This is a genomic window from Flectobacillus roseus, assembly GCF_030056595.1.
Lineage (GTDB): Bacteria > Bacteroidota > Bacteroidia > Cytophagales > Spirosomataceae > Flectobacillus > Flectobacillus roseus.
In genome coordinates, this window is sequence record NZ_JASHIF010000011.1 from 26,793 (window position 1) to 52,642 (window position 25,850).

The window sequence follows — 25,850 nt, forward strand, 5'->3', positions numbered from 1 at the left end:
TTTGGAATGTTGAATTTCGGAAGTGTAAGCCACTTCTTTGAGTCATATTTCACAAAAAACTAAGGTAGGTTTTTATATTTCCGAAATCAGCAATAATTTCAAATCCTTCGTATCGCCCTAATGCCTATGGCTTATAGCCTAAAGCATATTATTTCGAAAGTTCTGTTGCGCGTTTTTGTGCAGCAAAGATACCTTCTTTTAAGTTTTGAGCTAATAAGCCTTCCTCAAATCGCTTGAGCGCAGCTTCGGTAGTACCACCTTTTGATGCTACAGCCTTAATAAGTTCGTCGAGGCTCTTTTCTGCATTGTTGATAAGGTGAAATGATCCCAACATCGTTTGTTTTACCAATAATGCCGCCATTGAGTCCTCAAAGCCCATTTCTTTACCTGCTTCAATCATAGCTTTTACCAAATAGAAGAAATAAGCAGGACCGCTACCCGATAAAGCTGTTACAGCATCGAGCAAAGATTCTTCTTCTAAGAACACCGCACGACCAGTAGAGTTAATCAAGTTTTCAACTTTCTTTAGTTGGCTCAATGTAATATCGCCAGAAGCAGCAAAAGCTGTCATCCCCATTCCCAACAACGCAGGAGTGTTTGGCATGGCTCTTACAATAATTCGGTGATTAAGGGATTCCTGTATTTTATCGATAGAAATACCAGCCATGATACTCAAAATAATTTGGTTGGGCTGGATTACTTTTTTAAGTTCTTCAGAAACTGTTGGATAGTCTTGGGGCTTAACCGAAAGGATGATTAAATCGTATTCTCCAACTTTAGGAGAGATAGTATCTACCACAACACCTGCTTTTTCTGATTGAAGCGCTTCGGCTCTGGCAGCATTTTTTTCGATTAGGAATAGGTTTTCTTTTTTTACTAAATCATATTGAATAAAAGATTTGGCAAAGGCCATTCCCATATTACCCGCTCCAACAATAGCTACTTTCATGATGGTTTGTTTTTGGTCAAAAATTAATTAAAAATGATTATGAATTTGGTTATCAGCTGAAATTCAGTTTTGTGGAACAAAATTACAACAAAAAACCTGACAGTATTGATAAAATATTGTCAGGTTGATGGTTGCCTTATGAGCGAGGTATATGTTGCTGAAATTAATCTTTGAAGATTTCTTCTAATTTTTTCTCTAATTCTGCCGAGCTACCTGTGTACTTGGCAATGACTTTCCCTTCCTTATCTATTAAAAATTGTGCAGGAATTGCGCTAACGCCATAGGCTGCTGCGGCAATGCTATTCCAATATTGAAGATCGGATACTTGTTGCCAAACCAATCCATCTTTTTCGATGGCACGAACCCAAGCGGTTTTTTCTTGGTCGAGGCTCACACCCAAAATGTCAAACCCTTTGGCATGAAAACGGTTGTAAATTCTTACAACATTCGGGTTTTCACGACGACAAGGCCCACACCAGCTTGCCCAAAAATCAATCAATACATATTTGCCACGCATCGATGAAAGTGTAACTAGGCTGTCTGAAGGTGTTTTTAAGGAAATCTCTGGAGCTTCCGAACCAATGGCAACACCTTTCATACGCTTGATTTGCTCCAAAAACGATTTGATGTGTGGGTTAGGAGAATTGGCTTTTTCCTTTTTGAATGTTTCAGCTACTTGATCCAACAAATCCATGTCTGTTTCTGGGTTGAGGAAATTTCCTGCCGTCCAAAGCGCTACTAGCTCAGAGCCCATTTCTGGAATCATCGCTTTGATTTTACTTACAGTGATTTGTTGTGCATTTTGAAACTCATTCTGGATTTTCTGCAAAGTTGCTTCGTCCTTTTTCTCAGTTGCAATGGTTACTTGCTTGTTCCAACCTTCAACCTTAGTTTGTAATTCTTGATTGATTTTGATGATTTGGTTGAAATATTGAACGTTTTTAGAATCTCCTTTAATTTGGAATTTACCTCTTACTTGAGGCGTATCCATACCATCTGCCACAACTTCTACTTTTTCGCCTCCTTCAAGAATTAAAAGTAATTTCTGACTCAAGGGCATATTAAAAAAGTTAACCAGATAATAGCCACCACCTTCGGCAATGGGCGAATTGAATTTGAAATTATGAGCGGCATCTACGTTAGCAGAGTCGATATTAACAGCCGTACCACGACCATTAATCATTTGTAGATAGACTTTTTTGTCAGGAACAACATTTTGAACCTTTCCTGTGATTTGAACTTTTTTTGTGGCTGTGGTTTGTGCTACCATCGAGAATCCAAGCAAAACGCTAAGGATACTCAAAATTGATTTTTTCATAAATAAAGCGGTAACTGATAAAAGGATAAAAGGCATTTATTAGACGTTTTACAAAAATAGAATCGTAATGAATGTCTAATAAATGCCTTTGGAATAATTGAGCTGTTGGCGAAAGGCTTTCAGCAAGTGATTCCAGAATCATTTGCTTCGAATGACATCGAATACTGTGTTTATTCGACAGCCTTGTCCCTATACGCTCCTGTTAAAGCGAGTCTAGTGTTTTTTGTAATAGAGCAGTGGTAACTTTTGGGTCGGCCGAGCCTTTTGATTTTTTCATGATATCACCCATGAACATCCCTAATAGTCCTTTTTTACCATTTTTGTACTCTTTTACTTTGGCTGGATTGGCTGCCAAAACCTCATCAATTAACGACTGAAGTGTGTCGGTATTGCTTTGTTGAATCAAATTCTTTGCTTCAGCAATTTGCAGTGGACTAGCCGATGTATCCGTTACCATTACAGGGAAAATCTGTTGTGAGGCTGTTGATGTACTCACTTTTCCTTCATCTACCAGATTGATAAGTTGTGCTAACTTTTCGGGTGTAACAGTCAATTGCTCAATTTCTAAGTGATTGTCATTGAGATATGATTTTACCGTACCCATAATCCAGTTTGAGGCAGCTTTGTAGTTTTTGGTAAACTGACAAGTTGCATCAAAATATTCGGCTACTTCACGGCTATCTGTTAATACACCAGCGTCATAATCTGGCAAGCCATAAGTTTTTGTAAACTTCTCGAAAAGCTCCCAAGGCAAAGCAGGCATTTGAGCTTTTACTTGGTTCAATAACTCTTCCGAAATATGTAGAGGCACTAAGTCTGGTTCAGGGAAATAACGATAGTCGTTCATCGATTCCTTTTCACGCATACCCGAAGTACGTCCAGTAGCAGGGTCGAAGTTACGGGTTTCCTGAATAATTTTTTCACCAGCTTCAACGGCTTCTATCTGACGAACTACCTCATAATCAATAGCTTTTTGAATAAAGCGAATCGAGTTCATGTTTTTGATTTCAACTTTTGTACCAAAAACTTTACTACCAACTGGCATTACAGAGATATTAACATCGCAACGCAATGAGCCTTCCTCCATGTTACCATCGCAGATATGCAAGTATCTTACAAGCTTACGAACCTCGGTCATAAATTGTGCAGCTTCTTCCGACGACTTGATTTCAGGTTCTGTTACCATTTCAATCAAAGGAGTACCCGCACGGTTGTAGTCAATAAGGCTGTCGCTTGAACCCTCGGCATGAAGAGACTTTCCTGCATCTTCTTCCAAGTGGATATGGTGGAAGCGTACGACTTTTTCACCTGTAGACAATTTTACTTTTACTCCACCCCCAATACAAATAGGCGTTTTATCTTGTGTAATCTGATACCCTTTTGGAAGGTCAGGATAAAAATAGTTTTTGCGGTCAAAATATTGATATTCAGATATTTTTGAGCCAGCAGCAAAGCCCATTTTGATAGCATACTCAACCGCTTTACGATTAAGTTTTGGCAAAGTTCCTGGGTGTCCCAGCGTAATGGGAGAAATATGGGTATTGGGCGCAGCTCCAAAAGACGCAGAGTCTGCCGCAAAAATTTTACTTTCTGTTTGAAGTTGAGCGTGTACCTCTAGGCCAATAACAACTTCATATTTGTTTCTAATTTCTTGGTTCACAGAATATTAATTTCAGTTTGAGGCAAGAATCTTCTGTATTTTTGTAAAAAAGTTTCTGCCTTGTGGAACAATCGTCTACAAAGATAGTAAAAAGCATGGCTCGGTATAACCAGCAATGCTAAGTGATTGGAAATTTGATGGTTTTCAAAAAATAAATCAACCTATTCCAACCTTTTAAGTCAAGAAATGCTCTTTATCGTAAAATGTTCAAAAAACACATTTTTATAATGCCCTGAGGCGTTGTATGTATTGTCCGTAAGCTTATAAACACATTGAATACATTGGAACTTGAAAAAGACCTCATAAACGCTTGTTTGCAAAACGACCGCATTGCACAGCGAAAGCTCTATCAGGCTTACGCATCGCGTATGTTGGTGGTATGCTCACGCTATGCACAAAGCAAGGCCGAAGCGGAGGATATTCTTCAAGAAGCTTTTATTAAGATATTTCAAAATCTGGCGAGTTTTAGAGGTGAAAGTACGATTGGTGCTTGGATTAAAAGAATTGTTATCAATACGGCCATTAAACATATTCGTTCTCAACAACCTTGGCAGGATATGTCGGATGTTGCCGAATTTGAAAACCATTTTTCGGACAAAGGCACGAGTATCGAAGGAATTCACTTTCAGGAATTATTGGCCATGATTCATAAACTACCAAAAGGTTGTCAAACCGTATTCAACCTGTATGCTATTGAAGGATATCAGCACCATGAAATTGCTGAAATGTTAGGTATTTCGGAAGGAACATCAAAGTCGCAATACTCACGTGCTAGACAATTATTGCAAGCACAACTTTCGTACGATAAAGTAGGATAAAGCACAAATGAAATAATATGACAAAATCTTTACTGATAAAATCACTATAATGGATAATTCATCACACAATTCTTTTGAGGACCAATGGCGAGACGCCTTCGATGATGCCTCTATGACCCCATCCGACTGGGTATGGGATGGCATAGAAGCGTCCTTGGAGCAGTCTGCTCCTTCGTCGTCCGCACCAGAAGCGAGTGGTGGAATGGCCAAAGGTAGCCTTGGGCTTTATTCTGCTGGACTAGCAGTAGTGGTGTTGGTAGGCGCATGGTTATTGAAACCTGAAGATGATAGCACTAAAGATTTGCCTGAGCAGCCGAGTGTTCATCAACAGACAGTCGTAAAGCCTGTTCGCACGCCAGAAGAAAAACAGGACGAAAATTATATCGTAGCTGAAAAAAGTAGAAAGCCTGAAACTTCAAGTATTAGGCAAGAGGAAGCTCCTACAGAACCGCAACCAGTGTTAGTAGAAGAACTTGTGAAAAAATCGGTAGTTGACTCTATTAATTTTATATCACCAACCACTACCAAAGAGATACCTGTAGCTCATGATGGATTACAAGTAAATCATAGAGTAATGGAACCAATAGTTCCTTCTATTCAGACGCCATATTTTGAGCCCCAACCGCTTGTTCCTGTCAAAACGCAGAAAAAAGGCTTTTTGAAAAATGTTAAAATTACGGTTGGTGCAGGGGTATATCAAAGACCTTAAAATGAATGTAGAGTTTTGAGTTGTGAGTGATGAGTTTTTCTTTGTCCTTGCCTAAAATAGGTTGCCCTCAAAACTCCTCATTCTGAATTCAATACTCTTAACTTATCTCTTTATCTCTATGAAAAATCTTCTTATTGCCTCCATCTTATTGAGCGTTTTTGGTTGTGCTTCTAGTTCAAGTAGTGTTGTAGACTCAGAAGTGCTCAAAAATCAAACTATTGATTTGACCAAAAATAATTTGAGCGAATACATTGTTTTTGGAAATGTAGGCTTAGGATGGGGGTGTCGTACCTATGGACTGTATTTGTATGCAGGTGATCAATTATTTGTTGATACAACTAGTGCCTACTGTAAAAATGCTGAAAATTATCGTTTTAAAGGCTATAAACTAGGTGTTACAGAAAAAGCGAAAGCTGAGCAAATTGTTCAGAAAATAAAAAACCATTTGAGTACCATCAAAGATGATGGTCAGGCAATTCAAACGATAGGTTGCCCTGGCTGTGCCGATGGAGGAATGCTATATGTACAAGTCAAAACTAGTCAATCTTTGAAAGCTTGGCGATTGGATGACATGATTGATACTCATCAGAAATTAATTGTTGAAGTGGCAACGATTAAACGTTAGTATAAACCTCAAAACTGTAATAAACTACAAACAAATTAACATTATGAAAAGGTTATTAATATTTGCCCTTTCGGGACTGTTACTATGGAGTTGCTCCAAAGGAGGAATAGGAGGGAATGGCTTGTCGGAGGAGGAGATGGATTACCAGAAATTAACCCAAATGGGTGCTGATATCAAAGATTATGCTAAAAACAAAGCATGTGCAGGCGACGAATGCCGCGTAATGTCGATGGGCTCTAAGGCTTGTGGTGGACCAACGCAGTTTATCGTGTACTCGGTCGGAAAGGTAGATGAAAAGGTTTTGACTCAAAAAATCAATGATTATACCGAATACGAACGCCAGCTTAATATCAAATATAGTCGAATATCAGATTGTGCAATGATTGCTATTCCAACAGTAGATTGTGTGAATGGATTATGTGTAACCAAATAATTGAGTGGTTGGTGATTGAGTGTATGAGTGATTATTTTAAAAATTTGTATTTTAAGGTGCAAGTACTGCGTGTAAAATCAAGTGGTATTTAGTAAGATTACACATAATTCATCCTGAATTTTGCAACTAGGATGGTTTTACAATTCTTCATTAAAAAAGCGGTCGAAAAATAATTTTCGACCGCTTTTTTGCTATTAGTATGCTATATCTGACTCGGCTTAATAAGTAAAGCGTTGCGTCTCTACTACGAGAATATAAATCTTAATATAATCACTAATTCACTCAATCAAAACTCACTCAATTAGAAGGATGATACTTCTAACACGAACAACTTGCCTTTGCTTTCCAATTGACATAATAAGCAGAAGCAATCAAAATTGCTCCAACGAAGCCTGTCAAAAATTCGTATTGTTCACCAGTCCATAAGAGTTCGATACCTTTTACGGCTAAACTTCCAAGCAATAAGGTCAAAGGTACAATAGAATGGTGTTTGCGGTAGTCAGCAATCAATAAAGCGCCAGCCAAAGCAACACTTGCTCCAATAAACCAAATTTCCCAAGAATGATTATGAAAAAGACTACTTCCCAAATAAGGCAATACTGTCATCACTACTGGAGTAGCAATGCAATGAATCGCACAGATGACCGAAAGATAGAATCCTACTTTCTCGATGGGTGTTTCGTTATGTGAATGTGAGTGATGCATAATTGTAATACTGTTGCAAAATTAATACAATGCAACAATATTGCAAACATCTATCAGATGATATTTTGTTCCCTAACGTAAGTATTTTTTACTATTAGTGCTGAAGGCGAAGCTAGTAGGCAAATGAATGTGTATTTCAGCAGAGTCAATAATAAAAAAACCTCTATTTCTATTTTTAACAGAAACAGAGGTTTTTAGAATGTCCTAATGATTAATTACGACCTTTGTAAGCTGGCTTGTCGATGCTCGTAGTACCGTAAGCAGGGCAGTTGTTTTTTCTACCACAAGAACTTGCCATTGCTACTACTGCTAACAAAACCAAAATAACTGAAGCTCTTTTCATGAGATATAATTTTATAAAGTTGATACCAATGATGTATTTGATAGATTTGGCCATTGAGGCATAATACTACAAAAATACAAATATCTCTCAAGCTTAAACTCTAATATCCACAAAATTATTGTTCGATAAGAGACAGATTTTCAGCGTGTTTTACTTCTTCTTGACTTAATACAGTGGCCTGTGCTTCGGCTTTTTCGGTCGAGCCATAACCTAAAATATTAAGCATACCATAGCTTTCTTGTGCTGAAGCAAACAACTGTGTGGTAATAGTACCATCTTCAAGACGATCCACCAATACGTGTTTTGGAGCAGGAATCAAGCAGTGCTGAATACCTCCATAACCCCCTAAGGATTCTTGGTAAGCACCTGTATGGAAAAATCCAACATATTGACGCTCTTGACCTTCCTCAAAAATTGGTAAGTATAAATCTGAGCTATGTGCCTCGGTGTTATAGAAGTCCATAGAGTCGCAAGTCAAACCACCTAAGTTTACTTTTTGATAAGGCGAGCCCCAGTTATTTACAGGAAGCATGATATATTTTTGGTTCATACCCCAAGAGTCAGGCAATTGAGTAATAAACGAACCATCAATCATGTACCATAATTCCTTGTCATTTTGGAGTTTTTGGTCAATGATTTCATATAAAACAGCGCCACTTTCGCCAACTGTATATGAGCCAAATTCGGTAAAGATATTTGGAACAGGCACATTGTTTTTATTACAAATCCATGAAATAGATTCTACGATTTCGTCAATCATTGCTTGGTAATCGTAATTAAATTGCAATGAAGTTTGAATCGGCAAACCACCACCCAAGTCGATAGAATCTAAATCTGGGCAGATTTTTTTCATTTCACAATATTTGTAAATAAAGCGGCTCAATTCTGACCAATAGTAAGCACTATCTTTGATACCAGTATTGATAAAGAAGTGCAACATTTTGAGCTTGTATTTGCTGCTGTTCTGAATTTTGTTTTTATACAAATCCATTACATCAGAATAGCGAAGCCCCAAACGTGAAGTATAGAAAGCAAAATCTGGCTCTTCGTCAGTAGCAATACGAATACCTAAATTGACAGTTTCGGCAGTAACTGATTTATCATAAAAATCAATTTCTTTAAGATTGTCCAAAATAGGAATACAATTAAAGCCCTCATTGATTAACTCGCTGATATATTGAGTATATAAAGGCAACTTGTAGCCGTTGCAAAGAATGTAGGTAGATTTTGAAATCTTACCTTCATCATATAGCTTTCGGATAATAGGAATATCGTAAGAAGAGGATGTTTCGAGGTGAACATTATGACTCAGAACCTCTTCGACCACAAATCTAAAATGCGAAGACTTTGTACAGTAACAATACGTATAATTTCCCTTGTAATTGTACTTCTTAATAGCATTCTTAAACATGCGCTTGGCATTTTCGATATGCTCACCAATTTTTGGTAAATACGTGATTTTCAGGGGAGTCCCGTATTGTTTTATGATGTCCATCAACGGTACGTTGTTGAACATTAATTCGTTGTTTTCGTCAATGTTAAACTCAAGAGTTGGAAACTCAATCGTCTGGTCAATGAGGTCAATGTAATTTTTCATCCTACTGCGAAAAGCATAAAGCGAGTTTTTATGTTCGAAATTATTTAAGTTTGTGAGTATTCGTCCTAAGAAACGAAAACCGCAAGAAATTTTACTAACGAAAATCGACTTGCGGAGTTTACTCATAAAAAACGTGCAAAAGTGCAATAAAAGTATGACCTTTGCAAGAATCTAATTTGGATTTATTTTTATTTCACAATTTGATAAAATCATTCTGTCAAATTATTTGATTATCAAAGAGTTGTATCGATAAATAATTCAAGTGAGTAATCCGTGGATTTTCTTGAAAATGATTCATTATCAGTTAGTTAGTTTCTTGGAAAAGTCATAGCAAATCCAAAACCACAATCTTTTTAACGAACAATGTTTTGAACTGGAAAGTTCGAGTTAAATTTTATGAAAAAAGTTCACTTTATCGCTATTGGGGGGGCAGCGATGCACAATTTGGCCATCGATCTGCATAATAATGGTTATTTAGTTACGGGTTCGGACGACGAAATATATGAGCCTTCACGTAGCTTATTGGCAGCTTGTGGCTTATTACCAGCCGAAATTGGTTGGTTCCCTGAGAAGATTTCAGAAGATTTGGATTGTGTAATTTTGGGTATGCACGCCAGAGTCGACAATCCTGAATTGTTGAAAGCTCAAGAATTAGGTGTGAAAATTTACTCATATCCTGAATTTATTTATCAAAATAGCCAAAATAAGCAAAGAGTGGTGATTGCTGGAAGTCATGGTAAAACTACGATTACATCGATGGTTTTACACGTGTTGAAATTCCATAATCGCAAATTTGATTATTTGGTAGGTGCTCGTATCGAAGGCTTTGAGACTATGGCTAAACTTTCGGATGCTCCTGTGATTGTGATTGAAGGCGACGAATACCTATCGTCACCTATTGATCGCCGTCCAAAATTTTTGCACTACCATCCGCACGTAGCTCTGATTTCGGGAATTGCTTGGGATCACATCAATGTGTATCCACAATTTGATGAGTATGTACATCAGTTTGAACTGTTGGCGCAAGACTTACCAAAATCTGGTAGCTTGATTTATGACGAAACAGATTCGTTAGTAAATACCGTAGGTCAAAAAGAATATGCTGATATTCAGAAATATGCCTACAAAGCTCACCCTGCGGTGGTGAGAAATGGAAAGACTTTTTTACAATTACCTGATAAAAAAGAACTAGCAATCGAGGTTTTTGGAGAGCATAATCTCAAAAACCTTAATGGCGCACGCTTGATACTAAGCCAGATTGGTATCGAAGATGAGCAGTTTTATGAAGCAATTGCTTCATTTAAAGGAGCTGCCAAGCGCTTAGAGCTAGTAGGACAAAACGATGAAACGGTGTTTTATCGTGATTTTGCTCATGCACCATCTAAGGTGGAGGCGACAACCAAAGCGCTCAAAAGACAGTTTCCCAACCGTCATTTAGTGGCTTGCTTGGAGTTACACACTTTTAGTAGTTTGAACAAAAACTTCTTGAAAGAGTATGCTCACAAGTTGGACGGAGCTGATACCGCAGTTGTATATTTCAGTCCTAAAACCCTTGAACACAAAAAGATGCCAGCGCTTAGTGTAGAAGAAGTCAAAGCAAATTTTGCGAACAGCAATCTCGAAGTATTTACTGATAACCAGTCTCTGAAGACATTCCTTTTGAGTAAGCGATGGCGCGGCTCAAACTTACTGATGATGTCGTCGGGGACCTTTGATGGTCTAGATTTCAAAGAATTATCTAGTCAAATACTTTCGTAAAATCACAGTACGGTTTGGGAAGATGAACAGAACGTTCGCTTGCTGTACTTATTGAACTTTTATACAATCATGAATCGTATTATTCAACTTTTTGAACAGAAGAAAAATAACGTACTAAATATTTATTTTACAGCGGGTTATCCACAACTCAACGATACAACAATCATCTTGAAGGCTTTGGACGAGAGCGGTGCTGATTTAGTGGAAATCGGAATGCCTTATTCTGACCCAGTGGCAGATGGAGAAACTATCCAACATGCTAATCAAGTAGCTTTGGATAATGGTATGAGTGTAAAGTTGTTATTTGAACAACTTGCTGACATTCGTCCTGCTATCAAAGTGCCAATTTTGCTGATGGGTTATATCAATCCAGTTTTGCAGTTTGGGATTGAGGAGTTTTGTAAAAAATGCCAAGAAGTAGGAGTGGATGGTTTGATTTTACCAGACCTTCCTGCTGATGTGTATGAAGAAGATTACAAAGCAATTTTTGAGAAATATGGCATTTTAAATATCTTCTTAATTACGCCTCAAACTTCAGAAAGCCGTATTAGTCATATCGATGCTATTTCTGAAGGTTTTATCTATATGGTATCTTCGGCAAGTATTACAGGGGCAAAATCGGGTATTTCTGATGAGCAAGAGGCTTACTTCAGTCGTATCAATGCCATGAACTTGAAAAATCCTCGTTTGATTGGTTTTGGTATTTCGGATAATGCTACTTTCACAAAAGCATCATCACACGCAGCAGGCGCAATTATTGGTAGTGCATTTATCAAAGTTGTGACAGAAGCAAAAGATTTATCAGCAGATATTAATGCTTTTGTAAAATCAGTAAAAGGAGAATAAGTTATGAATGAGTGAGTTGTGAATGAGTGATTGTTCCCTATTTCAGTAACTTAAAAATCAGATATTTATCAAAAAAGCGGTCGAAAAACAATTTTTTGACCGCTTTTTTGATGATAAAATGCTGGACATGTAAATAATCCCTCATTCACAATTCACTAATTCACTCATTGCTACCACGCCACTGTTACTGCACCACGTTTAACTTGTAGAGGAGTGCCTACGTTTGGCTCAGGGTATTCAGGACGATAGGTTATTTCCCAAGCATAACTATTAGGAGGTGCTAAGACTCCTCTAAATTTACCGTCCCATTCGTCTTCCCAATCATAAGATACAAATACTAATTCGCCCCAACGGTTATAGATTTTTAGGGAAAATCCTTCTTTTAAAATATGTCTAGGGAAAATTTTAAAAGTATTATTGTATCCGTCATTATTTGGGGTAAAGATATTGGGAACCATGATGTCGGGAAGACACAAGTCATATACCAATGTGCTAGCTTTGATACTACAACCTTCGAGATTCGTTATTTTAACTGTATAACTACCTGTCGCAGACACTTTGATTTTTTGAGAGGTTGCACCTGAAGGACTCCATACATATTTCCATGTATTTCCAGCATTACCTGGGTCAAGTTCTAGCTCTTTGCCATCAGCAATACACAAAGGCACTTCCGACTTTAGACTACTAAATGGTATCGGAAGAATATTTACATTGATATCATCGCTAGAATTACAAGCTCCATTTGAAACTAACAAGGTATAGTTTCCTGACTTGGTAGGCGTAATTTTTGGTGTTGATTCTCCTGTATTCCACTTAAATGTCCAGTTCGGGTCTGTAGGAATACCGATTATTACAGAGGTATTTTTACAAAAAACAATATCCTCTCCTAAATCTACATAAGGCTTAGATACGGTCGAAATATTGACGCTACCTCTACCTGTACAGGTATTTTGGGTATAACTATAAGTAATAGTTTCAGTTTTGATAAAAGTCGCAGGAGTATATAACCCCGTTGCACTGATATTGCTCGATCCACTCCATGTTCCACCCGCAGGTGTGGCACGTAGTTGAACAGGAGTCGCTCCTATACACAAGAAAGATGGGCCTGTAACGCTCACTTTAGGACTTGCTTTGAAAGTAACCGTTGTACGAGCAGAATTATTACACTTGCCATCTAATGACGTAATAGTAACACTGTAAATACCAGCATATTGAACATTGATGGTCGGCGTAGTGGCTCCTGTACTCCAAAGTACCGTTCCTGTAGGAGTTTGATTTAGCGTTAATGTAACAGATTCTCCTTCACATTTTACCACTGGGGGCTCGATACTTAATTGTGTACTGGCCACTTTTAGTAACGTAATTGGTGAGGTAGTGTACTGACAGCCCTCTACCGTTTCAAGAACTATTTGATAGGTACCAACACCAAGACTACTAATTTTATATTCTTTATCTTTTACAAAAATGCTACTCATATCTCCACTGGCGATACGATTGTATACACCATTTTCCTGTTGTAAAAGGACATATCTTGCTGGAATAAACTGATTAGTAGCACCAAGCGCAATCGTTATGCTGCCATCTGTTAGACAAGTCACAGGCGTTGAGCGAGTCGTTATAGCTGTGACGGGCAGTCTGGTGGGTTGCAAGTTAAAATCAGCATTTTGATAACATGTATTAGGGCTACTGATACTTACTTGATAAACCCCTGGTCCCAGTCCAGAAAGACTGCTCCCCCTCAAACTAGGTATAATAGAGCCGTTTTTCTTCCATATAAAACTATAATTATCAGCTGGAGAAAAATTGGTTAAAGCAATAGTCCCGTCTTGTGCGTTACAAGCTGTCGGATTGGTAATAACAGACCTAAAGGTAGCCTTAGGTCTCGCAGTTACCTGAATATCATCACTAACAGTACATTGTGTTGTACCTATCAACGTTTTGATCGTAACAGTATATTTGCCTGTTGTGGATACTGTTATCGAAGGGGTTGTAGCACCAGTATTCCATAGATAAGTAGTTGAGGTACTTAAATTTGGATTGGCGGCATTGAGTATGATAGAGCTATTTTGACAAATATTTGTATCTGCTACAGCAAATGGTGGCGCTTGTGCCAATACAACTTTTACTTCATCTTCTTTGATACACCCGTTGCTTTCAACAAGCACCTTGTAGGTGCCAGACTGTGTAACATTAAGTGTTGATAGTGTATCAGCTAATAACCCACCGTCTTTTTGCCAAAAGTAATGGCTATTGGCTATTGTATTTTTCGAATCTAAAGTCGTACTAGCGGCGCATAGCTGTATATCGTTGCCCAAATCAGGATTAGGCATAGGTTTTATCGTAAATTCTTGTGCGGGCAAAGTGGTATCAGATTTACAACGATTTGCCATAGTTACCGTAACATGATACAAGCCCGGTTCAGATAAAGTAGTACTCACCTGCAAGTCTTGTTCAGAGCCAGTACCTCCTAGTGTTGCAACTGGGAAGGAGGTTTCAGGCTGACCTTGCTGTGGAGCTGGTCCTTTGTAAACTTTCCAAAGTGTTTTCGTATTTTTTAGTTTTTCACCACAGAGATGATTCGCTTGAAACTGAGTAGGAGCGCCCAAACAAGTGTCGCCAACCGAAATCCCCGATTGTTGATCTTGTTCGGGAGCTACAGAGGTATTGTTGGGTAAGCCTAATTGACTCAATTTGCCTGCCAAATCAAATCCAAGTTGTTTGTATTCTAAAGTATCTACTTTACTGCCTGTTTGTAAAATGATATTGGGTTGACCAATCACAGCCAAATGTGTACTACCCTGAACAGCCATATAGATTTTGCTATCAGGTCCTATTTTCAGGGCTCCAAAATTTTTGGTACTAGTACTATCAATGAGCTTTCGAGATAAACTAATCGTAGCAGAATCCTTGGAGGTTAAGTCAAATTGTAATAGTTGGGACTTAATGGATGGATCAGCAGGAGGGAGTGTAGTTACTCCCGCGCTTAGACTCGTATACAAACTATTACCATCTGGCGAAAACTCAGCACCGTACAGCGTTGGAGGGGCTTTGCCTAAATCAATGACTTTTTTGTTAGAAATAGCTCCCGTAGAATCCGCAAAATCATATATCTCTACATAGTTGCGATCTGGACCTGGTACCACATACGCCATTTTGGTACCATCCTGCGAAAACTTCAAATACCCTTGTGCTTTACCCACAGAGTCTATTTTGGCACCAATACTAATTGTTTTGGAAATAGAAACCCCATTTTTTGTAACACGATACATACGATATGTATTATCACCATAGTCGTGACTAACTACCCAGTAAGTAGAATCTTTTGGAACATACACAGAAGCAATACTTTCTGTAGTGCTGTTGGTATCGAGCGGAATATTTTTCTCAATAACTTTTCCCAAACCTCCATCTCTACGCATATCAACAATAGAATAAGTAAGCTTTTTAGTGCCATTTATATCGGTTGTGGTAAATACATAATACGTTGACTGACAACCTTTACAGGATGGAACAGGTACAATGACGACCCCTTGGGTAGCAGTAGAACTACCAGCTAAGGGAATACTAGAGGATACGGATGGCATTAGCGTTCCGTCTGTACGATACACATTTTTACCATCTGAATAAAAGATGGTATTTCCTTTTGTATCTGTTATTCCTGCTACACCTTCTAGTGAGTTGGTTTTACCGTTTCCGTCGGCTGTTGGCTCGCCATTTTGAAACAAAATACCAGCTCCTTGTCCAAAATACCAATATTCTTTAGGAGGTTGTGGTGGAGGAGGTACACAGAGTTTGACATTTAACTTATTTTCCGTAGAACAGCCTGTCAAGGTATCTGTTACTTGTACAGAATAACAAGTGGTTGAATCTGCCAGTACGGTTTGTGTTGTATCTCCTTTAGGAAACCAGATGTATTTAAACTGCGGTTCGGCACCTCCAGTTCGATAAGGGTCTAGTTTGAGTTTATCGCCTTTACAGATAGTAGTATCTTGTTGCGAAGGATCATTTCCCAAATAAAAAGGCCTTGGGGGTTGATTGATTGTAATAACTTTGGTATATGTTGCTGGTCCTGATGCCTCAGTGCGGGTTAGGGTAACAGTATATGTACCTGGAGTGTTATATAGGTGAGCAGGATTTAGTCGAGTAGAGGTATTTTTATTGCCACTTGTAGGATCTCCAAAATTCCAAAGAACACTGGTTGCCTTCGTGATATGTAGGTCACGAAACTGAGTTGCAGCAGTTGAATCTAAGCACTCGGATAAACAAAGGTTTTTTACGGCAATATAATCTGGAGTACTCGTAGTTTGTCCCATACCAACTACACTCATTCCTAGTAAAAGGAACGATACCAAAAGGATATGCAAAAAATACGGATATGATTTACCAAAATTTAACATTTGTTCGTTATCTATGTCGTGATACCCATCTTACAATTTACTCTAATAGACCGACAACTCAATTAAAGGGTTGTATATATACGCAGAGATGGCACTAGATTTGTAGAAAAAAATCATTTATTGAATAAACAAACTACATAACTTTATGTTCAGGAGTTATTTTACACACAATTTTATATAATTTAACGAATAAGTAGGATATTAATTTTAAAGTAAACTCTAAAACGCTTTTTTACCTTCAAAAAGGTCTTTTTTTGTTAAAACTTAATATAAAAATGCGATTCTAGCAGCTTTTTACACTCAAATGAGGTCATATTACTAAAACCTATTTGGGACCTTCTAAAAATAGTTCTGATTTAAGTTTTACAGTTCGTTAGAAACCTATTCAATAAAATTTTAGAGATTTACCAAGAAATATGAGAAGTAACTTTTATCAATAATATGTTAAGAAAATCCATTTTAGGCTTAGGAATATTACTTGGGACTGTGCTAGTTGCATTGGGGCAAGATCCTCAATACTCACAGTTTTATGCAGCTCCTTTATATCTTAATCCAGCATTTGCAGGTTCGGCTATGGCACCTCGTGTGAACTTTAATCACCGTAATCAGTGGCCTTCTCTCAGTGCAAACTTTGTTACTTCGTCTCTTTCGACAGATATGTATCTCGAACGCATCAATAGTGGCGTGGGCTTGTTGATTACGAATGATAGACAATTTTCAAATTTAAAAACTACCGATATTGGTGCAATTTATACATACCACCTCAAATTAAGCGATGGTCTATCTGCCAATCTTGGTGTGCAAGGCTCGTATGTGAGTCGTAGTATCAATTTTGGAGACTATATTTTTGCTGACCAAATCCAGTCTTATCTCAACGGTGGAGGATTCCCCGCTTATACTAACGATCCAATTGTAACTGGTGGATTTGCTCCTACGATTCAATATTGGGATTTTTCTTCGGGTGGGATTGTTTACTCAGAAAGATTTTGGGCTGGACTCTCAGTACATCACATCAATCAGCCTAATCAATCTTTTGGTAATGCCGATGCCAAACTACCTATGAAAATAGGCGTACAGGCAGGATACAGAATTCCTTTAGCAGATTACGAAATCGGTAATAATTTAGGAAGTCAAATAGAGAAAGAAAAAAGTCTAACCCCTGTTGTACATTACAAGCATCAAGGGGCATTTGACCAGTTGGATGTGGGTATGTACTTGACTTATTCGCCACTTGTACTTGGAGCTTGGTACAGAGGTATTCCGTTAAAAACATATAAAAAAGACAATACTACCTACTTGAGCAACGATGCCGCGGTTATTTTGATAGGGTATCGTCAAGATAACTTTTCGATTGGTTACAGCTACGACATGACTATTTCAAGCTTAGGTTCATCGACAGGTGGAGCACATGAGCTATCTCTTTCTTATGTATTTTCAGATTTGTTTGATTCCAAACCAAAATATCGTCCACGGAAAGCAGAGCTTCGCTGTCCGAAATTCTAAAGATATTCACCAAACATAAGCCATTCCTACATTTAGCGATTGAGCGAATGAGTGATTATTATTTTAACACAATCACTCATTCACTCAATCTCAATTCACTCAATTGAGGATGAATACTATTGTAATTTTTTGTATCTGATGCGTTTTGGTGTCGCATCAGCTCCCAAACGTTTACGACGATTTTCCTCGTAGTCAGAGAAGTTACCTTCAAACCAATATACTTGAGAATCTCCTTCGAATGCCAAGATATGCGTAGCCACACGGTCAAGGAACCAACGGTCGTGGGAAATAACTACAGCACAACCACCAAAGTTTTCAAGAGCTTCTTCCAACGCACGCAAGGTATTTACGTCGAGGTCGTTGGTAGGTTCATCTAAAAGTACCAAGTTAGCACCCTCTTTCAACATCATTGCCAAGTGAACACGGTTACGCTCACCACCCGACAGGTTAGCAATTTTCTTTTCTTGGTCGGCACCCGCAAAGTTGAATTTACTCACATAGGCGCGAGCATTTACTTGCTTGTTGCCTAGCATAATTTGCTCTGTACCCCCTGAAATAGTTTCAAAAACAGATTTGCCTGCATCTAAAAGATGGTGTTCTTGATCTACATAAGTCATTTTAACAGTATCTCCGACTTCGAATGTACCAGAATCTGGAGTTTCTTGACCTGAGATAAGCTTAAACAATGTCGATTTACCAGCACCGTTTGGTCCAATAATACCTACGATACCTGCTGGAGGCAATGAGAAGCTAAGATTTTCGAATAATAGTTTATCTCCATAAGCTTTTGAAACATTATTTACTTCAATAACCTTATTACCCAAGCGTGGTCCTGGTGGGATAAATAATTCTAGCTTATCTTCTTTTTGTTTGTTTTCTTCCGAAAGGAGTTTTTCATAAGCACCCAAACGAGCCTTAGATTTAGCCTGACGAGCTTTTGGAGCCATGCGTACCCATTCTAATTCACGTTGTAATGTTTTCTGACGCTTAGATTCGGTTTTCTCTTCCATAGCCAAGCGATTTTGCTTTTGCTCCAACCATGAAGAATAATTTCCTTTCCATGGAATACCTTCGCCACGGTCAAGTTCCAAAATCCAACCAGCTACGTTATCTAAGAAATAACGGTCGTGAGTTACGGCAATAACGGTTCCTTTATATTGACGGAGGTGTTCTTCCAACCACAATACCGATTCAGCATCGAGGTGGTTGGTAGGTTCATCGAGCAATAATACGTCTGGTTCTTGCAACAACAAGCGGCAAAGCGCCACACGACGTTTTTCACCACCAGAAAGATTGCCTACTAAAGCTTCTGACGGAGGACAACGGAGCGCATCCATAGCTTTTTCGAGGCGAGTATCCAATTCCCAAGCATTGAAGTGATCCAATTTTTCTTGTACTTCTCCTTGGCGAGCCAATAATTTATCGAAGTCAGCGTCTGGGTCGCCAAAAGCCTCGTTGATTTCATCAAACTCCTTTAATAGTCCAACAATTTCAGCGACACCTTCTTCCACAATTTCTTTAACTGTTTTGGTTGGGTCTAATTTTGGCTCTTGCTCAAGCATTCCTACCGTATAACCTGGCGAAAATACCACATCGCCTGTGTAACTCTTGTCGATACCAGCAATCACACGTAACAACGACGACTTACCAGCACCGTTTAGACCAAGCACACCAATTTTGGCACCGTAGAAAAACGAGAGATAGATATTTTTGAGAATTGTTTTTTGTGGTGGAACAGTTTTAGAAACCCGTTCCATTGAAAAAATAATGGTTTCTTGACTCATTGTTTTTTTGTTTTATTCTAAAGGTCTATTTATATTAGTAAAATGAATATCTGAAGCTCTACATAGCTTTTGAATAAATTGCTTGAAGCTCAATACTTTTAAGAAAAAGGATGAGTAAAGTACTAAAATTATTGACTTTAATTCAAGCAAAGTAAGTTCAAAACTCGTAGGTTTTAGTGATTAAAAAAACTAAGAAATAAATTTGTCAAAGATACTAAAAGCAGAGTGGGGATTCAGTGTATAAGGCTTAGTTTTTATTTCCATTGGTAATTCATAGCGATTTTAGCATGCCAATGTTAAATTTTGTCCGAATAATGGATAATCGATATGTATAATTATATTTTTTATTGAAATTCAGTATATTGCAAAAAAAATATCAAACTAATAACCGATAAAAATCCACCAACAATCAATAAATTTGTCTTATTAATTCAAATAGGTTATTAACTAGATTTTTCATTCATTTTATTAAATTGTTTACTCAGTGAGATAGAATAAATGAAGTATTCAAAATCAAAAAAGCTAATATTTAACCTAAACCATGAATCCCGTTAGAGCTATGAGCATTGCCAAAAACTCTAACCACGCAACGTAAACCAATGGAAAATACAGTAAAAAACCCTGCCGAGTATGGCTATTGTAAAGATGGTAAGGTCTATTTAAAAGGATATTTGGAATACCCAGACCGCCTGATTGGTGTTGTTCGTAACACCGAAGAAGAAGCTCTTCAGTATTTTGTTAATCGCTTTGCTATCGCAGAAAACAAAGTGAATTTGCTTTTCTCTCAAGTAGATGAAGCTCAAAACAAAGGCTCTTACCTAACTAAATTACTCCAACTACGTAAAAACCTCGTAGAGTTTGATGGTTTGGGTAATTTCGTACCTCTACTTCACAAGTTGGATGAGTTAGAATTGCAGTTGCGTGAGCTAATTCTAAACAATCAAATCAAAAATCTTGAAATCAAGAGAGCTTTGATTGAGGAAGCTAATCAAGCTGGTGCTATTGACGACTGGGCTAAAGCAACTGATGTCATTATGGAAATCAAAACCAAATGGCTGAAGACTGGTCCTGTTGATAAAGCATTGCAAGATGGCATTGAAACTGAATTTAATGGTATCGTTGACAATTTCTTCGTTCGTCGTCGTGAATACTATGCTGAGAAAAACCGTATCATCGACGAGAAGTTAGCTCAGTTACAACGTATCGTTGATAGTGCTCGTGCATTGCGTTACGAACAAGATGTAGATGCTGGTTTCCAAAAAGTAAAAGATTTACAACGTGAATGGAAAACCATCTCTCAGGTACCGCCTAAAAAGCAATCTATGCTTTGGAAGCAATTCAAACGTTCTTCTGATTTCTTCTTCGAGCGTTATAACAATGTGAAGGGAATTGTATCGAAACCAAGAATCGATCCTCGTGCTCAACAAATGATGGACATGACGACTGAGTTGGAGCGTAACTTCCCAGATCAACCAAATATTCCACAAACAGCAGAAAAAGCAAAAGCATATCTTGTAAAATGGAAAGAGCTTTCGACTTTGGCGAAAAGTGTGGATAGAAACTTGGCAGAACGTTTCCGTAACATTTGCGATAAGATTTTCGAAATGAACTACTTGTTGCGTGTTATTTCGTACCGTCACCCTGCTTTGCACGAAAAACCACGTATCGAGCAGTTGAAGATTATGATTAACCAGATGGATTATATGACGAAGAAAGAGAAAAACGAATTAGACTCGTTTATTTCTGAATCGCAATACTCTGGTCAAATGAATGACAAGTTGGTGATCAATAAAATCAATACTCAGAAGCGTAAAATTTCAATGAAAGAAACGCTTTTGGTAGAGTTCAAAAAAGAACTAGAAACTTTGTTGGGTCAGTAAGATTTGATAAAGAAGCAATAACAAAAAATCCCTTTGGCGAAAGCCGAAGGGATTTTTTGTTATATCAATCAAATCAAAGTCCTACAAATGCTTCATGTAGGTTGACAAATCTTTATCACCACGACCAGAAAGGTTGATTACAACCGTTTCGTTTGGTTGAGCACCTAATTCTTCTAATGCTGCAAGTGCATGAGCTGACTCTAATGCAGGTATAATACCTTCTAGTTTTGATAACTGAAAACCAGCTTTCAATGCAGCTTCGTCTGTAATAGCAAAAAACTTGGCACGATGTGTATCAAACAAGTGTGCGTGCATAGGACCAATACCAGGGTAATCCAAACCTGCCGAAATAGAATGTGGTTCTACCACCTGACCATCTTCTGTTTGCATCAAAATACTACGACTTCCGTGTAATACACCTGGTTTTCCCAAAAATGTTGTTGCTGCCGAAAAACCCGAGCTAATACCATGACCACCTGCTTCTGCGGCTACTAGTTGGGTTTGAGCATCGTCTAAGAAATGGTAAAATGCACCCGCTGCATTTGACCCACCACCTACACAAGCAATAACATAATCAGGGTTGGTATTTCCTGTTTTTTCTTGTAACTGCCATTTGATTTCTTCCGAAATAATAGATTGAAAACGCGCTACCATATCTGGATAAGGGTGTGGACCCACAACCGAACCAATGATATAGTGAGTATCTACAGGGTTGTTAATCCAGTGACGCATGGCATCGTTAGTCGCATCTTTCAAGGTTTTTGAACCACTTTTTGCCGCACGAACCTCAGCTCCAAGCATTTTCATACGTGCTACGTTTGGTGCTTGACGCTCAATGTCGATTTCGCCCATGTATACAATACACTCCAAGCCCATTAAAGCACAAACCGTTGCCGTAGCAACACCATGTTGACCAGCACCAGTTTCGGCTACGATACGTCTTTTTCCCAAACGTTTCGCCAACAATGCCTGTCCGATGGTATTATTTACTTTGTGTGCGCCTGTATGACACAAGTCCTCACGCTTCAAGTAAATAGTAGTATTATATTTTTCTGAAAGACGTTCTGCTAAAAATAAGGGCGTTGGACGACCAACATAGTCTTTCAATAAAGCGTCAAATTCAGCTTTGAAAGCAGGGTCGTTGATAATACTCAAATAGTTATTTTTGAGTTCTTCTACGTTGGGATACAACATTTCGGGAATAAATGCTCCCCCGAATTGCCCGTAGTATCCTTTTTCGTTTACATTATATTGTTGAGCTGTAGTCATTTGACACAAATAATTTTAAGAAATAATTGTCTTTGGCACCTCTTTTACATTTCAACTTCTTCTGGCTTCAAGATTTTGATTAACTCACTCAGTTTGTCAATGTCCTTTAGTCCAGGTTCAAGTTCAAACTTACTGTTTACGTCGATTGCATGAATCCGTAATTGTTTTAAATCTAAAGTTTGTGCAGCATTGGCTAAACCTACACCACCTGCCAAGAAAAAGGGTTTTTCGTTATCATAGCGACTCAGTAGAGACCAATCGAATGCTAGCCCTGTTCCACCAACTTGCTCACCAGCTTTGGTATCGAACAAGAAGAAATCGCAATGAGGTTTGTAGTTGTGTAATTTAGCAAAATTAAAAGTACTGTCTATTGAAAATGCTTTAATGATGCTCACACCTTTAAATTTTAGATTTTTACAAAAGTCAGGGAGTTCTTCACCATGCAACTGAACGTAATCTAAATTATATTTTTTGACTGTATCCAAAATATAGGCTTGCGAAGCATTGACAAAAACACCTACCTTTTTGGTTGACTTAGGAAAGGATTTTAATAAATCTTCATCAAGCTCATTTCCGACAAATCGGCTTGACTTTGGATAAAAAATAAAACCCATGTAGTCTGGTTGCAAGGCTAGCACTTCACGGATGTTTTCGGCATCACGCATTCCACATATTTTTAGTCTCATATCTTGACGGTAGTTGTTAGGAATTAGACGTTCTTAAAAAACAAAAATACTGAAAAAACATGACATTTTTGTGGAAATAAGGTTGCTAAAAAGCCATTTAATTTACTGAATTTGAGCAATTAGGCTTTTTAAGGTTTCAGCAGGGGCAGGAGTTTTCATAAATGTTTCTCCAATCAAAAAACCTCTGTATCCAACTTCTCTTAATTGCTTGATGGTTTCGGGTTGAGAAATACAACTTTCCGAAATTTTGATGCAATGACTTGGGATTTTTTCAGCTAATTCCAGCGAGGCATTTACGTTTTGTTCCGCAAAGTTTTTAAGGTTACGGTTATTCACACCCACTACATCGATATACTCACATAGACTACGGTCAAGTTCTTCTTGATCATGAACCTCCAAGAGGGTTTCCATGCCTAAATCTTTTACGACTTTCCCTAGTTCGTAAATACGAGTAGGAGTAAGGTTGGCTGCAATTAATAAAATGACATCTGCGCCTAGAGCTTTAGCTTCAAAGATTTGGTATTCGTCAATGATAAAATCCTTACGTAAAATAGGAATGGTAGGATTAGCCTTGCGTGCAGCCAAAATATCTTCGTCCGAACCACCAAAGAAATCCATATCTGTCAAAACTGACAAGCAAGCTGCTCCAGCTTGGACATATCCCGTAGTTACTTCCTCAACTGTTACATCAGCATTGATAATACCTTTTGAAGGAGATTTTCTTTTAAATTCAGCGATGATTCCAGTAGAAGCAGGATTCAATAAGCTGCTTTTAAGAGAATTCGTAGTTTTAGCGAAATATCCTTTTTTAGTAAGCTCTTCGATTGATACAAGAGCTTTCCTTTCGGCTACTTCGCGAGCTTTATTTTCTATTATTTTATCTAAAATTGTCATTTCTTAAAGGTTTTAGGGCATTAAGCAATAAATTTTTTGAAGGATTCGAAAGCTTTTCCACTTTCTAATGATTCTTTGGCTTTGGCAACAGCATCCTCTAAACTGAGGCTGTCACTTGCACAATACAATGCAGTAGCGGCATTTGCCAAAACTACTTCTGTTTGTGCTTTGGTTCCTTCATTGCTTAGTACCGAGGTCAAGATTTTAGCTGACTCTTCAACGGTATGTCCACCATGTAACTCTTCTGGATTACATTTTGAGAAGCCTAATTGTTTTGGAGAAATAGTTTCAATTCCTTTTTGTGTAATTAAAACAAAGTCTCCAGTCAATGAAATTTCGTCATAACCGTCTAATCCATATAATACACCGAAGTTTTTGCCAGTTTTCTCAAAGATGGCACCGTATAATTTTAGCACTTCTTCATTATATACACCTGTGATTTGTTTTTGCACTTTTGCAGGATTCAAGATAGGACCAAGCATGTTGAAGAAAGTCTTCATGCCAAGCTCTTTACGAATAGGACCTACAAATCTCATGGCTGGATGAAATAGTGGGGCATGCAAAAAACAAATACCTGCTTGTTCGATTTTACTTCGTAAATACTCCTCATCATTCGAGAATCTTACGCCTAGGTATTCCAAAACTGTTGATGACCCAACCGAAGAAGAAACTCCATGATTGCCATGTTTGGCAATAGACTGGCCAGCGCCTGCTACCACAAAAGAGGCTGTTGTGGAAATATTGAAGGTATCTTTACCATCGCCACCAGTACCACACAAATCCATTGGGTCGTATGCCGAAAGATCAATAGTTACTGCCAAATCGAGCATGGCATCTCTAAACCCTTCCAATTCTTCTGGCGTAATAGCCTGAATCATATAGGTAGTTAAAAATGCTGCTATTTGAGATGGGTTTGCATCTCCTCTACCAATAATCGAAAGGGCTGCATAAGCCTCTTCTTGCGTTAATTGATTACCAGCAATGCGTTTATTTAAAAAAGACTTCATAGTTGAAATATTTGCGCTAGACGCTAAGTTGAAAACACTGGAATATTTTAGGGAAATAAAAAGTCATTAGCTTTTTACCCAGTTTTCAACCATTTTGACTCCAAACTGAGTAAGATATGCTTCTGGGTGAAACTGTACCCCACGAATATCGTATTTGGTATGAGCTTCGGCCATTACAAAACCTTTTTCATCTACAGCCGTGATAATCAAATCCTCAGGCATTGTTTCTGGAACAACCGTCCATGAGTGATAACGACATACATCTACCTCTTTTGGTACGCCCTGAAAAAGTACTTCGTTGGGTTGAGTAATGATACATTTCGTAGTTACCCCATGTAGTACATCGCCCATATTGAGAAGCTTAGCTCCAAAAGCTTCACCAATAGCTTGGTGACCAAGGCAAACGCCAAAAATACTTTTGCTCGGAGCGTATTCTTTGATAACGTCTAGTAAAATGCCTGCTTCTTCAGGAATACCGGGTCCTGGAGATAGAAGGATTTTATCATATTTTTTTACTTCTTCTAAAGCAATTTTATCATTTCTGAAAACGTCCACGTCGTTTCCTAAATCTTTGAGAATATATACAAGATTATATACAAAAGAGTCGTAATTGTCGAGTACTAAGATTTTCATGTTTTTATGCGATTTGACCCAAAAGTCAGTTGAATA

At 38.1% G+C, this 25,850-nt stretch carries 21 protein-coding genes; 8 read left to right on the forward strand and 13 right to left on the reverse strand.

Annotated elements, in window-relative coordinates; all coding sequences use genetic code 11:
• Positions 1 to 148: 148 nt before the first annotated feature.
• From proC to gatB, 3 genes are all read right to left on the reverse strand, one after another.
• The gene (proC, locus tag QM524_RS14215) at positions 149 to 949 is read right to left on the reverse strand and encodes a pyrroline-5-carboxylate reductase (protein ID WP_095166149.1); all 801 of its coding nucleotides are present in this window, start codon (positions 947 to 949) and stop codon (positions 149 to 151) included.
• A 163-nt stretch (positions 950 to 1,112) separates the two neighbouring features.
• Positions 1,113 to 2,267 carry a TlpA disulfide reductase family protein gene (locus tag QM524_RS14220; RefSeq protein WP_095166415.1) on the reverse strand — a complete coding sequence of 385 codons (1,155 nt, stop codon included), beginning with the start codon at positions 2,265 to 2,267 and terminating at the stop codon, positions 1,113 to 1,115.
• A gap of 202 nt (positions 2,268 to 2,469) precedes the next feature.
• Positions 2,470 to 3,927 carry an Asp-tRNA(Asn)/Glu-tRNA(Gln) amidotransferase subunit GatB gene (gene gatB, locus QM524_RS14225; protein WP_283345095.1) on the reverse strand — a complete coding sequence of 486 codons (1,458 nt, stop codon included), beginning with the start codon at positions 3,925 to 3,927 and terminating at the stop codon, positions 2,470 to 2,472.
• Positions 3,928 to 4,199: 272 nt separating this feature from the next.
• Here gatB and QM524_RS14230 point away from each other — a divergent pair, with 272 nt between their 5' ends.
• The 4 genes from QM524_RS14230 to QM524_RS14245 all read left to right on the forward strand — a co-directional run bounded on the left by QM524_RS14230 (position 4,200) and on the right by QM524_RS14245 (position 6,512).
• Positions 4,200 to 4,745 (forward strand): RNA polymerase sigma factor, encoded by a 546-nt coding sequence (locus QM524_RS14230; protein ID WP_310586454.1) that lies wholly within the window; start codon positions 4,200 to 4,202, stop codon positions 4,743 to 4,745.
• Between the two features lie 49 nt (positions 4,746 to 4,794).
• Complete coding sequence (locus QM524_RS14235; protein WP_095166152.1) at positions 4,795 to 5,454, forward strand: hypothetical protein; 660 nt, start codon at positions 4,795 to 4,797, stop codon at positions 5,452 to 5,454.
• A 118-nt stretch (positions 5,455 to 5,572) separates the two neighbouring features.
• Positions 5,573 to 6,079, forward strand: a complete 507-nt coding sequence (locus tag QM524_RS14240) for a hypothetical protein (protein WP_283345096.1) — start codon at positions 5,573 to 5,575, stop codon at positions 6,077 to 6,079.
• 43 nt (positions 6,080 to 6,122) lie between these two features.
• Positions 6,123 to 6,512: a hypothetical protein gene (locus tag QM524_RS14245; RefSeq protein WP_283345097.1), complete on the forward strand. Its 390-nt coding sequence runs from the start codon at positions 6,123 to 6,125 to the stop codon at positions 6,510 to 6,512.
• A gap of 318 nt (positions 6,513 to 6,830) precedes the next feature.
• Here QM524_RS14245 and QM524_RS14250 read toward each other — a convergent pair whose 3' ends face one another.
• The 3 genes from QM524_RS14250 to QM524_RS14260 form a co-directional block, all read right to left on the reverse strand.
• Positions 6,831 to 7,217, reverse strand: coding sequence for a MerC domain-containing protein (locus QM524_RS14250; protein WP_283345098.1), 387 nt, complete (start codon positions 7,215 to 7,217; stop codon positions 6,831 to 6,833).
• Positions 7,218 to 7,428: 211 nt separating this feature from the next.
• Positions 7,429 to 7,560 carry a hypothetical protein gene (locus QM524_RS14255; RefSeq protein WP_283345099.1) on the reverse strand — a complete coding sequence of 44 codons (132 nt, stop codon included), beginning with the start codon at positions 7,558 to 7,560 and terminating at the stop codon, positions 7,429 to 7,431.
• A 115-nt stretch (positions 7,561 to 7,675) separates the two neighbouring features.
• Positions 7,676 to 9,157 carry a type III PLP-dependent enzyme domain-containing protein gene (locus QM524_RS14260; protein WP_095166160.1) on the reverse strand — a complete coding sequence of 494 codons (1,482 nt, stop codon included), beginning with the start codon at positions 9,155 to 9,157 and terminating at the stop codon, positions 7,676 to 7,678.
• Positions 9,158 to 9,553: 396 nt separating this feature from the next.
• Here QM524_RS14260 and QM524_RS14265 point away from each other — a divergent pair, with 396 nt between their 5' ends.
• Together QM524_RS14265 and trpA are read left to right on the forward strand one after the other, a co-directional pair.
• Entirely contained in the window at positions 9,554 to 10,915 is a 1,362-nt protein-coding gene (locus tag QM524_RS14265) for a UDP-N-acetylmuramate--L-alanine ligase (protein ID WP_283345100.1), read from the forward strand.
• A gap of 69 nt (positions 10,916 to 10,984) precedes the next feature.
• Entirely contained in the window at positions 10,985 to 11,761 is a 777-nt protein-coding gene (trpA, locus tag QM524_RS14270; protein WP_283345101.1) for a tryptophan synthase subunit alpha, read from the forward strand.
• 170 nt (positions 11,762 to 11,931) lie between these two features.
• Here the strand turns inward: trpA and QM524_RS14275 are convergent, their stop codons facing one another.
• Entirely contained in the window at positions 11,932 to 16,158 is a 4,227-nt protein-coding gene (locus tag QM524_RS14275) for a T9SS type B sorting domain-containing protein (protein ID WP_283345102.1), read from the reverse strand.
• A gap of 441 nt (positions 16,159 to 16,599) precedes the next feature.
• Here QM524_RS14275 and QM524_RS14280 point away from each other — a divergent pair, with 441 nt between their 5' ends.
• Positions 16,600 to 17,661, forward strand: a complete 1,062-nt coding sequence (locus QM524_RS14280; RefSeq protein ID WP_283345103.1) for a PorP/SprF family type IX secretion system membrane protein — start codon at positions 16,600 to 16,602, stop codon at positions 17,659 to 17,661.
• A gap of 116 nt (positions 17,662 to 17,777) precedes the next feature.
• Here QM524_RS14280 and ettA read toward each other — a convergent pair whose 3' ends face one another.
• Positions 17,778 to 19,445: an energy-dependent translational throttle protein EttA gene (ettA, locus tag QM524_RS14285; protein ID WP_166578714.1), complete on the reverse strand. Its 1,668-nt coding sequence runs from the start codon at positions 19,443 to 19,445 to the stop codon at positions 17,778 to 17,780.
• A gap of 599 nt (positions 19,446 to 20,044) precedes the next feature.
• Between ettA and QM524_RS14290 the strand changes: the two genes are divergently transcribed.
• Positions 20,045 to 21,325, forward strand: a complete 1,281-nt coding sequence (locus tag QM524_RS14290; RefSeq protein ID WP_095166172.1) for a DUF349 domain-containing protein — start codon at positions 20,045 to 20,047, stop codon at positions 21,323 to 21,325.
• A gap of 81 nt (positions 21,326 to 21,406) precedes the next feature.
• On the opposite strand, the gene trpB is transcribed toward QM524_RS14290, so the two are convergent.
• The 5 genes from trpB to QM524_RS14315 all read right to left on the reverse strand — a co-directional run bounded on the left by trpB (position 21,407) and on the right by QM524_RS14315 (position 25,814).
• A complete protein-coding gene (gene trpB, locus QM524_RS14295; protein WP_095166175.1) occupies positions 21,407 to 22,594 on the reverse strand; it encodes a tryptophan synthase subunit beta in 1,188 nt (395 codons plus the stop codon).
• 44 nt (positions 22,595 to 22,638) lie between these two features.
• On the reverse strand, positions 22,639 to 23,280 hold the full coding sequence (locus QM524_RS14300; protein WP_095166177.1) for a phosphoribosylanthranilate isomerase: 642 nt from the start codon (positions 23,278 to 23,280) through the stop codon (positions 22,639 to 22,641).
• 102 nt (positions 23,281 to 23,382) lie between these two features.
• On the reverse strand, positions 23,383 to 24,174 hold the full coding sequence (trpC, locus tag QM524_RS14305) for an indole-3-glycerol phosphate synthase TrpC (protein ID WP_283345104.1): 792 nt from the start codon (positions 24,172 to 24,174) through the stop codon (positions 23,383 to 23,385).
• A gap of 20 nt (positions 24,175 to 24,194) precedes the next feature.
• Positions 24,195 to 25,181, reverse strand: coding sequence for an anthranilate phosphoribosyltransferase (gene trpD, locus QM524_RS14310; protein WP_283345105.1), 987 nt, complete (start codon positions 25,179 to 25,181; stop codon positions 24,195 to 24,197).
• Positions 25,182 to 25,247: 66 nt separating this feature from the next.
• A complete protein-coding gene (locus QM524_RS14315; protein WP_095166181.1) occupies positions 25,248 to 25,814 on the reverse strand; it encodes an anthranilate synthase component II in 567 nt (188 codons plus the stop codon).
• Positions 25,815 to 25,850: the final 36 nt, after the last annotated feature.